Below are 13,874 nucleotides of genomic sequence, written 5' to 3'. Positions count from 1 at the left end.
ATCGTGGAGACGGTGGTGGCGGTCAACGACCAGCGCAAGCGGGCGATGGCGCGCAAGGTGATCGCGGCCTGCGGCGGTTCGGTGCGGGGCAAGCGGGTGGCGCTCTTGGGCCTGACGTTCAAGCCAGACACCGACGACATGCGCGACGCGCCGTCGCTGTCGATCATCGCGGGCTTGCAGGATGCGGGGGCGCAGATCGTGGCCTACGATCCTGAAGGGATGGAGCAGGCGCGGCCGCTTCTGCAGGGGGTGGCGTACGCCGAGGACGCCTACGCCTGCGCGGAGGGAGCGGATGCGCTGGTGATCGTGACAGAGTGGAGCGCGTTCCGAGCGCTGGACCTGCCGCGCATCGGCCAGATCATGACCAATCCGTTCATGGTCGATCTCCGAAACGTCTATAGAGCAGACAAGACCGTCCGTAGCATTTTCAATTACATCGGCATCGGGTAGTCTGACACCAATTGTCGAGAAGTTAGGTCGCGCAACCGACACGGTCGCCGCAGGCGTGACAGGCGGGTCCGTTTCCAAGCCGTTCCAACGACCGACCGGTGCACGCCAAGCCGTTACATCAAGCTGCATGGAACATGACCGATGGTCCTATTCCGTGCGTTCAACGGACGACGTCCGCCCACGAGACTCATCCCCTTGTGCAATATATGGTGGAAAAACACGTGCTGGCGGACGTCGCCTCGGGAGACTTGTAGCCCCCGAGTGCGTCCCGCTCCTCATCCGTGGTCAGGATTACCGGCATGGCCTTCGAGTGCACCGCGCCAACTTCGGCGCTCGGCTCTGTGGTCGGGAAGGCATGGAGGTTATCCCTGGTCTCGCCGTCCTTCACATTGCGCACCGACGTCCAACCGTCGGTCTTGATGCCAGCGAAGTAGGCGAGCGGACTATCCTCGGCGATCGCGAACCAAATGTCGCCGCCAGCAGCCTTGTTGAACTCGCTAAAGGATGACAGCGGCACGAGGCAGCGTTGCTCCGGGCCGAGCCAACGGCGCCACTTAGGCTCAGCGTAGAGGGCAGGATTGCGCAACACGAAGCGCAAGACGAGCAGGAGGGCACCAGCGGCCATGAAGCCGAAGAGGGGTGAGAGCAGCAGCGACCAGCCGATCTCGGTCGCCTTCGTCCAATCCACACCCGATGTGCTGGAGCGGCCGTGCATGAGCGAGTTTGCGACGCCGACGCCGACGATCGAGCCGATCAGGGTGTGCGAGGACGAGGCGGGCAGGCCGAAGTACCAGGTGCCAAGCTTCCAGATAATGGCAGCAATCAGCAGGGCAAAGACCATGGCGAAGCCGGCGCCCGACCCGACCTGCAGGATCAACTCGACGGGGAGCAAGCTGGCGATGCCGAGAAGGCGACCGCGCCCGATGACAGGCGTGGCGCCAGACAGAAACAGGATCAGGACGACGGACACGGGCACATCAATTCGTCTGGGCGCCGTGCTCGTAGCCAAGAGCTGGACCTCAATGCGGGAGAGGCGGGAGGCCTTCACCACCTGCCCCTTGGACAGCACACCCTCTCGGTGAAGCCTGATCGCGAGGGCAGCAGGCCAGCGCAGCACGGGCACGGCGCCGCTGGCCGAGCGTAGGATCCCGCGTAGCCACGGCCGCCGTACCGCTGGCGACGGGTCTCCCATGACTTTCTGCGCTCCGCAGATAGGTTTGCTTAAGCGCTGACGGTGCTCTACTCACTTCTCGAACAGCCAGATCGGCACGCAATCCGCCGAAATGGCCGCGGGCCGGCGCTCCACGACCGGCGAACCGTCCAGCCGGTCGAGGTGAATCTCGCGCTCGCACAGGGCGATGCAGCGCCGCGGGTAGATGGTGACGAGCGCGCCCGTGTAGTCGGACCGGGCGGCCCCGGCGAGCCGATGGACGCCGAACAGCGCCTCGGTGCTCTAGCCGAGATCTGCAGCGGCCGGGCCCTACTCGTCGACGAACAGGAGCATCGCCTTCCGGACGGTCAGCCAGATGCCCTCCCGCCCGCTCGGGCCCGGCTCGCGCCAGATGATGCCGGGACAGGGGATGCAGTCGTCCGGCAGGCTGAACATGCCGGCCCGCCAGGAGCCGACGAGGCGGGCAGAATCGGTGGGGGACGGGTCCGCCGACGTCCGAAACATTGACGACGGACTCGACCGGCCGGCGAAATCCGGCGCGGTCCGAAGGGAGAGCGCGGCAGGGACGGGGGCATCGGCGCACCCACCGCGCACAGGAGGCTGAGGCCGCCCGATGCACTAACGAAGTTCTGATCGAATGCAGATGTAGTTGCTTGCCGAACGATGATGCTTGGAATGATTTTTGCTAGGCGCCTCATATCGTATGAGAGGTCGCGCCTAATGTCCTGCCCCTTTCTGAAAGAGATGTTCGAAGAAATTTCTTTAGTCGAAGCGCATGCTTCATACGATGAAATAGAGCGTATATATGTATTTCTGGGGGAGTTGCTGTGCAGGGCAAGAATTGCATCAGCGGCCGTGGTTTCGATAGAAGCGATCAGGAAGACGCACCGAATGGCGGGTCTAATTGTCTCGGCAGATCGCTCCGACGACCGCGTGCACTGAGCAAGGTCGCTCACGCTACGATCCTCCCGGCGAGCTAGAGCGGCATCCGATCAGTTTGAATCGTATGCGGCGTAGCCTGCAGCGGCGAGGTAGCTTCGGCACTCGGCTGATGTGAAGCGTCTGAACGCTTCTCTGATGGCGTTCCAGAGGTCGGGAACCGTGCGGGCTGCCTCGGCGCGCAGGAGAGCCTTAAGCTTGGCGAAGGCGCGTTCAATCGGATTGAACTCGGGCGAGTAGGCGGGCAGGTAGAGCAGCCGCCCACCGGCCGCCACATGTGACACGCATAAACGCGGACGGACGGTGCCCTCTTTTCGACGATCAGTGCGTCGGCCTCACCATCCAGTTGGCGCGCTCGATCGCGCGCCTCGTCGGCGTCGCGCGTCCCAAGGCTGACCCAGAACACGCGGCCGGCCCGGCTTCCCTTCAGCGAGGGCCGGTGCACCCTCGTCGAAAAGGCCAGGCCCTGCCGTTCCGAGCACGGCCGGCATGTCGGCGCGCAGCGCGTCCGGAATGGTGCGACGGAAATAGAAGACCCGCCGACGTTGGACCAAGCCCACCATCTGCCTGATGGCTTCGTAGCACTCGTTCGTAGCAGGAGCGTGCTCAGAAGCCTACGGAGTCAGAATGATACCGTGCTCACAATGAGCGTTCATAGAACCACCGAGAGCGTGCTTTGAGGATGGAGGAAGCTTGCGCGATCTATCGCTGCAGGACGGCGGTGCCGATTAGCATGTCGCGGCTGACGAGACCTGCGAGATCGATCTCGTGTCGACCAACGGTTTCAGCCGGAGGCATGGGGAGAACGAGGTAGCGCATGTCGGCATTGCTATCGTGCACGCGCACGCGGACCGCTTCCGGGATATCGAGCCCGAACTCGTGAAGGACTGTCCGTGGTTCCCGAACCGCGCGGGAACGGTACGTCTTGGAGATGTACCACGAGGGAGGCTGTCCGAGTATGGACCGAGGATAGCAGGAGCACAGTGTGCAGACGATTAGGTTGTGAACGTCCGGCGTGTTCTCCACCACGACAAGCTGCGCCTCGCCCACTTTCATACCGAGTTCCGCGGCGGCGAGCTTTCCGTCGGCGAGTAGGCGGTTTCTGAAGTCAGGGTCGACCCACGCGCGAGCAACGAGGCGGGCACCGAGGTGGAGACCCGGAGTTTCGATCTTTTCGATCTCCTGGTCGGCCTCGCCTTTCGCCAGCAGGCCTTTGGCCACGAGCATGCCTTCGAGGATGGTGGTGATCCGCGCGGCCTCGGCATTGCCGGCATCGTCTTCGACGACGAGAGACTCCTGGGCCGTGTAGGCCGTACGGAGAGGCAAAGGACAGGGATCGGTGGTGTCGCGTTCAGCCATGCGCCGGCTCCATCCAGTGCTCGTAGATCTCGGTCACGAGCGTATCGTCGGGGTATTCAGAGTAGTCCGTCCAAAGGTCCGTTTGCAGGAATTCGACGCGATAGCAGCCGACCACGCGGCCGCCCGCATTGCCGATGGCCAGATCTTCGGGATTGAGGAACACGCCGCAGAACTGCACGACGGTTCCGACGTGTCCGCGGACATAGGCTGGGATGCGGACGTGCCCCGCCTTTCCCAGATCCAGCACGCGTATCCGTTCTCCCGCATGAAAGAGCGGCATCAGGTTTCTCCCGGCTCTTGAACGGAGTTTTCCACGGCTGCAGCCAATTCGGCTCGTGTCAGAACGCCCTTCTCCTCGAGGATGTCGATCATCGCCTCAAGGCGCCGCCGATAGAACGAGAGTTTTCTGTACTTCTCGGGCCCGAAGGACTCGAAGCCTCTGCGCATCTCATCGAGACTGATCACGCGCCGCGTGCTATCCCCGAGAAGATTTCGGATGGCTTCAACCCTCTTTTCCCAGTCGAGCCAGGGCAATTCGGTTCGGGGAATGGGCCCGGACAGCGAGCCGCCGATATCGTGGTAGCCGCGCATGCGCCTGATCCTTAGTTGGCACGGATGGATTCCTGGAAGATTGCCAGAGCTTTCGCCTTCAGCGCCATGAATTCCGGCTCTGTCGTCGCTTCAGGGACGCGGGGACGAGCGAGGGACACGTCGAGATAGGCTGCAATCCTCGTCGGCCTGCGGGTTAGAAGAAGAACCTTGTCCGCCAGATAGATCGCCTCATCGAGGTCGTGGCTTACCAGAAGCGCGGTGGTTCGCGTCTGACCGAGCACCTTCTGAAGCTGGTCGCGCATCGTCAGCGTCATCTCGTAGTCGAGTGCCGAAAAGGGCTCGTCGAGGAACAGCACCTCCGGCTCGGTCACCAGGGCGCGCATGATCGAGACCGTCTGCTGCTGTCCTCCCGACAATTCGTAGGGGTACCGATCAAGGTCGAACTTGAGATCGAACGCTGCCGCCAAGCGTTCGATCCGCCGACGCTGTTCTGCAGGCGCGACGCCTATCAGCATGAGCGGATACGCGACGTTGTCCCGAGCTCTCATCCAGGGGAAAAGGGCTTCCCGATAGTTCTGGAATACATATCCGATGCGGGCTTCCGAGACCGGACGCCCGTCAAACAGTATCTCGCCCCCGTCACGCGGCATGATGCCCGAGATCATGTTGATCAGAGTACTCTTCCCGCAGCCGTTCGGCCCGAACACGGAAACGATGGCTCCACGCGGCAGATCGAGGTCGAAGCGATCGTAGACGGTCTGGCCCCGAAACCTCTTGGCGAGGCCTCGGATGGTGATGTGGGGGTCAACGACGGGTTGAGGCGAGGAAGTCGATGCCGGCGTATTCACAGGCCGATCTCTCCCTTTCGGAGTATTACGTCCGAGACCTTAATCGGATTCTTGAGAACGCCCTCTGCGGCGAAAACATCGACGAGTGCCTGATAGGAGGCGAGATCGGTGTCGCCCAGATCTGCAAATGACCTGAGGTAGGGCTGAGCCACGACGTCGACTTGCCCCGCCTTGATGGCCGTGTACTTTGGCAAAACCCTTCGGAAGCGAGCGAAATCGCTCTCGGCGAGCCGCGTCGCCTCATCCAGGACCATGACGATCTTGCGGGCCACCGCCGGCCGCTCGGTTACGAACTTCGTGGTCAGCACCGAGACGCCGGAATAGAACGGGTCGGCAATGACGGAGGCACAGGCATTCGTAACCGCTCGCTTCGCCTCACCGAGAGCCGTCGCGATCGAGCCGGCCGGCTCCAAGGACAGCGTCGCGTCCGCACTCCCTGAGAGGACCGCAGGGACTTGCAGGCCGACCGCGAGTTCGACGAGACGCACGTCCCTGTCGGGGTCGAGGCCGGCCTTGCGCACCATGTGGCGGGAAATCGTCCGCCACTGAATTCCAGGGAGATGTCCGAGCGTCTTACCCTTCAGGTCGGAGAAACTAGCGATCGAGGAATTGCTGGCAACGATCAGTCCGTCATTGATCCGCCCGACCTTAATGCCGCCGCCCTGAAGTCCGAACACCTTGAAAGTGCCTGGAAACTTCTCTTCCGCCAGCACGGTGATCCCGGCAGCAGTTCCTGGAGCACCGACCTCCGCCCGGCCGGATACGAGGGCGTCGATGATCTGATTGGGAGCCTCGAACCGGACTGCCTCCACCTCAAGGCCTGCCTTTTCGAAAAGCTTCTCCTCCTGCGCAACGTAGAAGGCGGTGGTCTGCATAATCGGCAACCAAGCGATAATGACCTTTTCGCGGGCCTGCGCCAAGGCAGGAGCAGAGGGAGCGAAGGCTGCACCTAAGGTCGCCAGCGTAAATGTTCGGCGCGTGAGAGCGTTGGACATCGTCGTATCCAGACTAGCGGCCGGCCCAGTGAACGAGGCGGCTTTCGAGGGCAAACAGGGCGAGGTTGAAGGCATATCCGAGCGCACCCGTCAGAAGGATCGTCCCATAGAGGCCCGGCATGTCGAAGGTGATCTGCGAGTCGATGATCCGTTTGCCCAGGCCATTGTCCGAGCCGATGAACATCTCGGCCACAATGATCACGACCAGGGCTAGTGATACCGCGGTGCGCACGCCGATGAAGGTCTGCGGCAGAGACTCGTAGACCGTCACATCTCGGAAGATGCGAAGCCTGGAGGCCCCCATCACCTGCGCAGCGAGCATACGCGTCGGACGGGCGTTCATGACGCCATAGGCCACGTTGAACAGCACGATCAGGAACGCCGAGAACGCGGCGACCGCAATCTTCGAAAGGTCGCCGAGGCCAAAGATGATCATGAAGAGAGGAAACAAGGCGGTCGCCGGTGTCGACCGAAAGAAATCGATCAGGAATTCAATGCTGCGGTAGATGCGCTGGCTCGAACCAACGATGATGCCTAGCGGTAGTCCGAGGAGGATCGCTAGGAGGAAGGCCTTGCACGTACGCAGGACGGTCTGGCCCAGGTCGAAGGCCAGGTCGCCCTTCAGCAGATTTTCGACGATGGATGCGAGCGTGCTCGTAGGGGACGGCAGCAGCTTGCCTGTGACCAACCCCGTCGCGTGGACGAAGGCCCATATCGCAAGGAGCGCGAGCGGACCGAGCACCGGTACGATCCAGGCTGGAACCGACGGGGCAGCGGGCCGCATCCAAGAACGCGGTCCGGCACGCGTCTTGGGCTGAGCGTCGGCGGTGTCTGCGTCGTCCAATGAAGTGGCGCTAGACATCTCTGCTACCTCGAATCGAGCCGGGCATATGTTCAAATCGCCCGCGGTGATGGGCGTGAGCGCCGGAGTCAGGCGTCCGCCGCGATCGTCAGCCTTGCAAGAGTTGCGCGAGAGGCATTGGTCGGAGCTGAATCTGAGCTTTTCATCCGATAGCTGGCGAGATATGCGCGCCAGCCTCCGAAGAGCGCGATCTCCGCCGCAGTGGATTCGACGAGTAAGCCCTTCGTGTGTGTGCCATCGGCAAGCTTCAGCGTGCCAATGCACAGCGGAGCGGGTATGCCGGCCACGAAGTCGCCGAAACCTGCGAGTGGCTGCGCCCAGATTTCCGTCGCGATCGGTGCACCCATCTCAGGTTCGCAACGAAGAAGGCTCGGCCGAAGCGGAGGACCTCCCGGCAGAGCGAAGAGTCGGTAGTCCGGGTATGTCGAGACCGCGCGCAGAATGCGGCCGCCGCGTCGCGTCAGTTCGTAGTTTAAAGGCAGACCGGACACGGGCGCTGCAATCACGTCGATCTCGACTTCACCAGGGCACGGAGCCGTCGAACACGCCTCCGGAGACGGTACGGGCTGTCCGGATGCGCCGGTTGTCGTCCCCGAACGTGCATGAAGGCGCCCGCCCAGTGCAGCCAGAAAGCCATCTTTAAGCTGCCTACAGAGCGTCGCGGCGAACTCGGTCGGAGTTGGAAGTGCCCTTGTACGCCCGTCTGCCGCGGCTCCCGACCCCGGAGCGGAATATTCCGGATCGAGATTTGCGCTGCCGCCTGGCACGGACGACGCGGCGAACTTCCAGATCGCAAGGAGTGCGGCCAGAATAACTGCAGACAGCAGGGCGGCCTGTAAGGTGGTTCGATGGGTCACCGGGCATGTTCCCCTTGGCGCCGGGCTTGCGTATCGGAAAAGACGAAGAGGTCTGCGCGACCGGAATCAGGAGATCCCGAGGCATGGCGCTCAATCTCAAGCAGCTTCGCTATCTCGTCGCGCTGGCGCGCCACCGGCACTTCGGCAAGGCGGCGGCCGAGTGCGGGATCACGCAGTCGGCGCTTTCCCAGGCCATCCGCCAGCTCGAAAGCGACTTCAACGCCCTGATCATCGACCGGCATAATCATGGGTTCGAAGGTTTTACGCCCCAGGGGGCGATGGTGCTGGACTTCGCGCGCCGGACACTCGACCATCACGAGCATCTTGTGCAGGACATCGGATCGGCCGGAGACGAGCTGAACGGCCATGTGCGGCTCGGCGTGATCCCAGTCGCCATGCCGGCGATCTCGATCATCACGACGGCCTTCAACAGGCTCTATCCAGACGTCAGCGTCTCGGTGACGTCGCTGAACTTCACCGACCTCAAAAGCGGTCTCGAGAATTTCGATCTCGACATCGGCATCAACTATCTCGACCACGGCGCCTCCGCCGGTCTGAGGCCCTACTTCCTCTACGACGAGAGCTATTTTCTCATCGCACCGGCCGATTCCTCGATCGCGCAGCGCAAGTCGGTGAGCTGGACCGAGGCTGGCCGGCTGCCCCTGTGCATGCTGACGCCCGACATGCAGAACCGCCGCATCCTCGACCGCGTGTTCGCGAGCGTCGGCGTGACCCCGCGCACGGTGCTCGAGACCAACTGCGCGCTGGCGCTCTGCTCGCACGTGCGCCCTGGCCATTGGTTCGCCGTGGTGCCGAACACCTTCTTCATGATGGTCGGAGACTGGAGCCAAACCCGCGCGGTGCCGCTGATCGAGCCCAGCATCACCAACACGATCGGCTTGATGGTGCTCGAACGCGACCCCCAGCCGCCTGCCGTCAGCGCGTTCATTGAGGTGGCTGAGGACATCCGCATGGCACGCGAACTGATGCGCTACGCACCCGCGCATCTGAAGTGCGAGCAGGCCGATCACGGTGCGGGCGCCACGGCCGATACGCCGATCATGCACTCGCGCCTCACTCGTGCGGCGAGTTGATCTTCGCCGAACCTCTCCGTCCCAGCGGGACACTGCGGAGGGACGAGGTGCCGCATGTCCGCGTTGCTGTCGTGGACCAGGACACACACCTCGCTCGGAAAGATGAGGCCGCGGCCGACGAGCAGTGCCTGCAGTGCGTCGACTAGGATCTGCCCCTCGATGTTGCCGGCTTCAGCCTCGACGACGAGCGGCACGTGAGCATCGTGCCTGTGATGGTGGTCGTGATCGTGGTCGCCCATAGCCGCCTCCCTGTCGCCGGAATTGTTCAGGCCATCGCCGTGTCGTCCGATGCCGGCGCCAGCCAATGGTCGTAGAGTTCGATGCAGAGCAGGTCCGTGGGTGAGCCGCGGTACTCGTTCCACAGATCGGTCATTGCGAAACCGCCCCGATAGAGTGGCAAGGCCGGACCGCCGACGTTTCTCACCTAGAGGTCTCCGGGATTGGCGTACGAGCCGAATCGCTGCAGCACGCCCCCCTAGCGCAGCCGGACGTAGAACTGAGTCCTGATGTGCCCGCCTTGCCGAGCTTGAGCACCGTCACCTTGTCGCCGGCCTTGAAGCGTGGCGTCATGGCTCGCGGGCGAACGAAGGCTCCCACCGTGCCCGCGCTTCCGCGATGGCGGCGTCGAGTTCCTCACGGATGAAGACGTCATTTTCGACGAGAATGTCGATCATCGCCTTCAGTCGGCGCCTGTAGAAGGACAGAGTTTTGTACCTGTCCTCGCCGAACGATTTGAACCCGCGCCTAAACTCGTCGAGCGACATCATGCGGCGCGTGCCGTCACCGAGCAGGTTGCGGATCGCCTCGACCTGCTTTCCCCAGTGAAGCCAGGGAAGCTCGACGATCGGGACGGGGCCGGCGGGGTTTCCAGCGATGTCGTGATATCCGCGCGTCATATCGTTCACTCAGATCCTCTTGATGGCGAAGCTGTCGACGTAGGCCTGGGGTGCATCCGGATCGAACGGCCTGCCCATGACGACCGGCTTGGACGCGGCCGGGGCCTCGAAGCCGATGTCCTTCATCCGCTTTGCCGCGTTGGTCGCGAGGAAGACCTTTTCGGCGAGAGCCCGGTACTCGACGTCGGCAGGCACCATGTCCCAGCGGCGCAACTGGGTCAGAAGCCAGATTGCGGTCGAGTGGTAGGGGAGCGCCTTGAAGCCGATGCGGTCGGGCTCGTTAACCACTTTCCCGAGGCCGTCCGCGTAGCGGCCCGTCAAAACCTGCTCGAGCACCGTCTTTGGCTGGTTGAGATAGGCGGCCGGAGCCAGAAGTTCCGCGACCTGCTTGCGGTTCTCCGGCTTGTCCGCGAATTCGGTCGCCCTGACTACGGCGCGAAACATTGCTCCGTAGCTGTTGGGACTTTCCTTGACGAACCCGTCGGTGACCGAGACGACGCAGCAGGGATGGCCGGGAAAGATGTCGCGCGTCAGCATGTGGAGGAAGCCGACGCCCTCGAAGACGGCGCGCTGGCCCCAGGGTTCGGCGAACAGCATGCCGTCGAGGTTGCCGGCCGCCATGTTCGCGACCGAGTCCGGCGGGGGATAAACGCGGATCTCGACGTCCTTGTCGGGATCGAGGCCATGCTCCGCGAGATAGTATCGCAGCAGCATCGCATGCATCGAGTGCTGATGGGGAACGCCGAACTTGAATCCCTTCCAGTCCTTGGGATCGCGGCGGTCCTTGTGCCGAATGCTGAGGGTGATGGCGTTGCCGTTGACGTTCTGCACGCTCGACACGTGCGTCGCGAGCGCCGGTCCGCCCACGCCCATCGTCATTGTCAGCGGCATGGCCAGCACGAGATGGCTGGCGTCGAATTCTGACGACAGCAGCTTATCCCGCACGATCGCCCAGCTCGGCGTGCGAACCAGATTCACGTCGAGACCTTCCTTGCCGTATTCTCCCATCGCGTGGGCGAGGAGCAGCGGTACGGTGCAGGTGATGGGCACGTAGCCGACGTTGAGCTTTGTCTTTTCAAGCGTCGTCGCTTCCTGGGCGATGGCCTGCGCATCTGCGAGCGGCAGAAGCTGCGAGATCGCCGCGAGCACCGTCGATGCGCCTACGGCCTTCAGGAAGGCCCGGCGGAACATGGGGTCGGGTGCGATCGCCGAAAGCAGGGCGGCCTCGACCTGGCGATCCACCTTGCGCTCGACGCCTTCGTAGGCCTCGTCCGCGAACACCTCTGAAAACGGATCGCGATGATCGGCCGGCGATCCGCCGCATCCGCATGCGCAGGACGCTTCGAGCCTGAAAGATTTGCCTTCGGCGGTCATATCGCGATGCCCGTGGATCCGCATTCGGACGCACTGCAGCAACCCGCGTGCCAGTATCGAATGAAGCCACTACGCACTATCAGATCATGGCAGAACATATGGCAGATAAGTTTTTCTAATGACCGTATAAGCAGTTGCAATCAGTGTATCGTGCAAAGAAGTGGCTATATTTTGGACTTTGAGAGCAGGCTCTATCGTTTCGAATCCCGACCTGAGTACAGGCCCGGTCGCGAGCTTGGCGCATTTCGGTCTGGAGGAAGGGCTGATGAACGGACTTGGCGGACTGAACAAACTCCCGAACGGCGTCGTCATCGGCCTCGTCCAGCTGCAACTGCCGACCATCATCACACGGGGTGACGTGACCGCCCAGGCCGAGCGCATCGTCGCGATGGTCGCCAAGGCGCGCGCCAACATGGCGACGATGGATCTGGTCGTCTTCCCCGAATACGCCCTGCACGGCCTGTCGATGGACACCCGGCCCGAGATCCTCTGCACGCTCGACGGCCCCGAGGTCGCGGCGTTCAAGCAGGCCTGCCGCGACAACCGGATCTGGGACTGCTTCTCGATCATGGAGGCCAAACCGGCACACCAAATCGCATTCTCACACAGCCTCCAACCGGAACGGACCTTCGGCTGCAGCCTCTCGAATGTCCGCAAGGGGGCAGGAGTTCGCGCGCCGCTTGTTCGGCTGTGCGCCAAGAGCTGACATTGGGCCGCGACGCGCCGAACCGCCTGTCTCGACCCTTAGCGGACGCTGAACCTCGATCGCGAGCAATAGCGCTGCGCTTTTCGAGCGTATGGCATAGGATCGCTGCATGGGACTTTTGATCTTCAGCATCAACGTTACCCTAGACGGCTGCGTCGACCACCAAGAAGGCATCGCTGATGATGAGACGCATGCCTACTTCACCCGTCTAATGGACGACGGCGGGGCGATGCTGTGGGGCCGGGTCACCTACGAAATGATGGAGGGCTATTGGCCGGCGGTCGCTCGTGGTGACGTAGAAGCACCGCCAGCGATCCGCGAGTGGGCAGTCAAACTGGAGGCTAAGCCGAAATACGTGGTGTCATCGACACGAACGGATTTTCCGTGGAACAACAGCCACCACATAGCCGATGACCTGCGGGCAGGCGTTCAGAGGCTCAAGGACGCGACGTCGGCGGGCGTCCTCCTCGGCAGCGGCAAACTCGCGACCGAGTTGGATCGGCTGGACCTGATCGATGAGTACAAGCTCCTTGTCCATCCCCGGATCGCAGGCCACGGCCCGACCCTGTACGAGGGCGGCCTCTCCAGCACGCGGCGACTTGAGCTGATCTCGGCGACGCCGCTCCGGAACGGCGCGGTTGCGATGCACTACCGACGTGGGGCCTGACCCAACGCAACCCGCATGCACCGCTCGACAACGGAGGCGCCCCGGATGCGCTGCCACCTAACAGTCGAGCAGCTACGTCGGCCTCCCACCCCTTGCAGACGATGACTTTGCGCATCGACCCAAATGACAGCCATGACACGCATCACGCTTGGTGTAGCGATTTGGACGAGTGGCGCTGCCTTGCTGCTTTACGTAGCTATCATTTTAATCGACCGCCTTGGCGACGGCCGTCGGACATTTGGCGTTGTATTTGAGGACAACTGGCACGTGACGATGCCGGGCTTAACGCTGATATTCGTCGGCTACCGCATCATATCGCGTGCGCGCCTATGAAGTGACAGCCCGCTCGCTCCAGCCGGGAGCGTCTGCAAGCCAACCGAAGCGGAGCCTCTTGCAGCTTCAGGTCTGAAAACGGATCGCGATGATCGGCCGGCGATCCGCCGCATCCGCATGCGCAGGACGCTTCGAGCCTGAAAGATTTGCCTTCGGCGGTCATATCGCGATGCCCGTGGATCCGCATTCGGACGCACTGCAGCAACCCGCGTGCCAGCATCGAATGAAGTCACTACGCACTATCAGGTCAAGGCAAGACATATGGCAGATAAGTTTTTCTAATGGCCGCATAAGCAGTTGCAACCAGCGTTTCGTGCGAAAAAGTGGTTATAATTTGGACTGTGAGGGCAGGCTCTATCGTTTCGGATCCCGACCTGAGTACAGGCCCGGTCGCGAGCTTGGCGCATTTCGATCTAGAGGGAGGGCTGATGAACGGACTTGGCGGACTGAACAAATCCCCGAACGGCGTCGTCATCGGCCTCGTCCAGCTTCAACTGCCGACCATCACCACACGGGTCGACGTGACCGCCCAGGCCGAGCGCATCGTCGCGATGGTCGCCAAGGCGCGCGTCAACATGGCGACGATGGATCTGGTCGTCTTCCCCGAATACGGCCTGCACGGCCTGTCGATGGACACCCGGCCCGAAATCCTCTGCACGCTCGACGGCCCCGAGGTCGCGGCGTTCAAGCAGGCCTGCCGCGACAACCGGATCTGAGGCTGCTTCTCGATCATGGAGGCCAAACCGGCACACCAAATCGCATTCTCACACA

15 protein-coding genes and 5 pseudogenes are annotated in these 13,874 nt (G+C 62.6%); 6 read left to right on the top strand and 14 right to left on the bottom strand.

Going from position 1 to position 13,874, the window contains the following annotated elements; translation table 11 throughout:
- Positions 1–450, top strand: a 450-nt coding sequence (locus HNR01_RS25600; RefSeq protein ID WP_183670624.1) for a UDP binding domain-containing protein, incomplete at its 5' end; no start/stop codon positions are given.
- Between the two features lie 265 nt (positions 451–715).
- Here the strand turns inward: HNR01_RS25600 and HNR01_RS28215 are convergent.
- The 11 genes and pseudogenes from HNR01_RS28215 to HNR01_RS25545 all read right to left on the bottom strand — a co-directional run.
- Positions 716–1,009 (bottom strand): annotated as a pseudogene (locus HNR01_RS28215) (SOS response-associated peptidase family protein); the annotation flags it as partial.
- A pseudogene (locus HNR01_RS28210) lies at positions 1,004–1,380 on the bottom strand (inorganic phosphate transporter); the annotation flags it as partial. The pseudogenes HNR01_RS28210 and HNR01_RS28215, both read right to left, overlap by 6 nt.
- 550 nt (positions 1,381–1,930) lie before the next feature.
- Positions 1,931–2,125, bottom strand: coding sequence for a hypothetical protein (locus HNR01_RS25585; protein ID WP_183670622.1), 195 nt, complete (start codon positions 2,123–2,125; stop codon positions 1,931–1,933).
- A 488-nt stretch (positions 2,126–2,613) separates the two neighbouring features.
- Positions 2,614–2,832 (bottom strand): annotated as a pseudogene (locus tag HNR01_RS25580) (transposase); the annotation flags it as partial.
- 430 nt (positions 2,833–3,262) lie between these two features.
- Positions 3,263–3,919 (bottom strand): nitrile hydratase subunit alpha, encoded by a 657-nt coding sequence (locus HNR01_RS25575; RefSeq protein ID WP_183670621.1) that lies wholly within the window; start codon positions 3,917–3,919, stop codon positions 3,263–3,265.
- Positions 3,912–4,199 (bottom strand): SH3-like domain-containing protein, encoded by a 288-nt coding sequence (locus HNR01_RS25570; RefSeq protein WP_183670619.1) that lies wholly within the window; start codon positions 4,197–4,199, stop codon positions 3,912–3,914. The genes HNR01_RS25575 and HNR01_RS25570 overlap by 8 nt, the downstream gene beginning before the upstream one ends.
- Positions 4,199–4,510, bottom strand: a complete 312-nt coding sequence (locus tag HNR01_RS25565) for an SH3-like domain-containing protein (RefSeq protein ID WP_183670618.1) — start codon at positions 4,508–4,510, stop codon at positions 4,199–4,201. Before HNR01_RS25565 ends, HNR01_RS25570 begins: the two co-directional genes overlap by 1 nt.
- Before the next feature lie 11 nt (positions 4,511–4,521).
- Positions 4,522–5,319, bottom strand: a complete 798-nt coding sequence (locus HNR01_RS25560) for an ABC transporter ATP-binding protein (protein ID WP_183670617.1) — start codon at positions 5,317–5,319, stop codon at positions 4,522–4,524.
- Positions 5,316–6,314 (bottom strand): ABC transporter substrate-binding protein, encoded by a 999-nt coding sequence (locus tag HNR01_RS25555; RefSeq protein WP_246417659.1) that lies wholly within the window; start codon positions 6,312–6,314, stop codon positions 5,316–5,318. The genes HNR01_RS25560 and HNR01_RS25555 overlap by 4 nt, the downstream gene beginning before the upstream one ends.
- Positions 6,315–6,327: 13 nt before the next feature.
- The gene (locus tag HNR01_RS25550; RefSeq protein ID WP_309236268.1) at positions 6,328–7,056 is read right to left on the bottom strand and encodes an ABC transporter permease; all 729 of its coding nucleotides are present in this window, start codon (positions 7,054–7,056) and stop codon (positions 6,328–6,330) included.
- Between the two features lie 188 nt (positions 7,057–7,244).
- Complete coding sequence (locus tag HNR01_RS25545; RefSeq protein WP_183670615.1) at positions 7,245–8,033, bottom strand: allophanate hydrolase-related protein; 789 nt, start codon at positions 8,031–8,033, stop codon at positions 7,245–7,247.
- Between the two features lie 5 nt (positions 8,034–8,038).
- Here HNR01_RS25545 and HNR01_RS25540 point away from each other — a divergent pair, with 5 nt between their 5' ends.
- Entirely contained in the window at positions 8,039–9,127 is a 1,089-nt protein-coding gene (locus HNR01_RS25540) for a LysR family transcriptional regulator (RefSeq protein WP_246417658.1), read from the top strand.
- On the opposite strand, the gene HNR01_RS28205 is transcribed toward HNR01_RS25540, so the two are convergent.
- The 3 genes from HNR01_RS28205 to HNR01_RS25525 form a co-directional block, all read right to left on the bottom strand.
- Positions 9,061–9,366 (bottom strand): nitrile hydratase subunit alpha, encoded by a 306-nt coding sequence (locus HNR01_RS28205; protein WP_183670613.1) that lies wholly within the window; start codon positions 9,364–9,366, stop codon positions 9,061–9,063. The genes HNR01_RS25540 and HNR01_RS28205 overlap by 67 nt on opposite strands.
- Positions 9,367–9,693: 327 nt before the next feature.
- Positions 9,694–10,023, bottom strand: a complete 330-nt coding sequence (locus HNR01_RS25530; protein ID WP_183670611.1) for an SH3-like domain-containing protein — start codon at positions 10,021–10,023, stop codon at positions 9,694–9,696.
- Positions 10,024–10,032: 9 nt separating this feature from the next.
- Entirely contained in the window at positions 10,033–11,397 is a 1,365-nt protein-coding gene (locus tag HNR01_RS25525; RefSeq protein WP_183670609.1) for a CmpA/NrtA family ABC transporter substrate-binding protein, read from the bottom strand.
- Positions 11,398–11,662: 265 nt separating this feature from the next.
- On the opposite strand from HNR01_RS25525, the pseudogene HNR01_RS25520 reads away from it, so the two are divergent.
- The 4 genes and pseudogenes from HNR01_RS25520 to HNR01_RS25505 form a co-directional block, all read left to right on the top strand.
- Positions 11,663–11,980, top strand: a pseudogene (locus tag HNR01_RS25520) (nitrilase-related carbon-nitrogen hydrolase); the annotation flags it as partial.
- A gap of 232 nt (positions 11,981–12,212) precedes the next feature.
- The gene (locus HNR01_RS25515; RefSeq protein WP_183670607.1) at positions 12,213–12,770 is read left to right on the top strand and encodes a dihydrofolate reductase family protein; all 558 of its coding nucleotides are present in this window, start codon (positions 12,213–12,215) and stop codon (positions 12,768–12,770) included.
- 132 nt (positions 12,771–12,902) lie between these two features.
- Positions 12,903–13,103, top strand: a complete 201-nt coding sequence (locus HNR01_RS25510) for a hypothetical protein (protein WP_157228180.1) — start codon at positions 12,903–12,905, stop codon at positions 13,101–13,103.
- Between the two features lie 428 nt (positions 13,104–13,531).
- Positions 13,532–13,816, top strand: a pseudogene (locus HNR01_RS25505) (nitrilase-related carbon-nitrogen hydrolase); the annotation flags it as partial.
- Positions 13,817–13,874: the final 58 nt, after the last annotated feature.

This window comes from Methylorubrum rhodesianum, from assembly GCF_014199985.1.
GTDB lineage: Bacteria > Pseudomonadota > Alphaproteobacteria > Rhizobiales > Beijerinckiaceae > Methylobacterium > Methylobacterium rhodesianum.
The sequence above is the reverse complement of the archived record's forward strand: the minus strand, read 5'-3'. Positions and strand labels throughout refer to the sequence as shown.

Bases quoted from the DNA above. Each gene is read 5' to 3' on its own strand.
- HNR01_RS25555 (WP_246417659.1), bottom strand. From the start codon at position 6,314: ATGTCCAACGCTCTCACGCGCCGAACATTTACGCTGGCGACCTTAGGT.
- HNR01_RS25575 (WP_183670621.1), bottom strand. From the start codon at position 3,919: ATGGCTGAACGCGACACCACCGATCCCTGTCCTTTGCCTCTCCGTACG.
- HNR01_RS25570 (WP_183670619.1), bottom strand. From the start codon at position 4,199: ATGCCGCTCTTTCATGCGGGAGAACGGATACGCGTGCTGGATCTGGGA.
- HNR01_RS25525 (WP_183670609.1), bottom strand. From the start codon at position 11,397: ATGACCGCCGAAGGCAAATCTTTCAGGCTCGAAGCGTCCTGCGCATGC.
- HNR01_RS28205 (WP_183670613.1), bottom strand. From the start codon at position 9,366: ATGGGCGACCACGATCACGACCACCATCACAGGCACGATGCTCACGTG.
- HNR01_RS25515 (WP_183670607.1), top strand. From the start codon at position 12,213: ATGGGACTTTTGATCTTCAGCATCAACGTTACCCTAGACGGCTGCGTC.
- HNR01_RS25565 (WP_183670618.1), bottom strand. From the start codon at position 4,510: ATGCGCGGCTACCACGATATCGGCGGCTCGCTGTCCGGGCCCATTCCC.
- HNR01_RS25510 (WP_157228180.1), top strand. From the start codon at position 12,903: ATGACACGCATCACGCTTGGTGTAGCGATTTGGACGAGTGGCGCTGCC.
- HNR01_RS25540 (WP_246417658.1), top strand. From the start codon at position 8,039: ATGTTCCCCTTGGCGCCGGGCTTGCGTATCGGAAAAGACGAAGAGGTC.
- HNR01_RS25585 (WP_183670622.1), bottom strand. From the start codon at position 2,125: ATGTTTCGGACGTCGGCGGACCCGTCCCCCACCGATTCTGCCCGCCTC.
- HNR01_RS25530 (WP_183670611.1), bottom strand. From the start codon at position 10,023: ATGACGCGCGGATATCACGACATCGCTGGAAACCCCGCCGGCCCCGTC.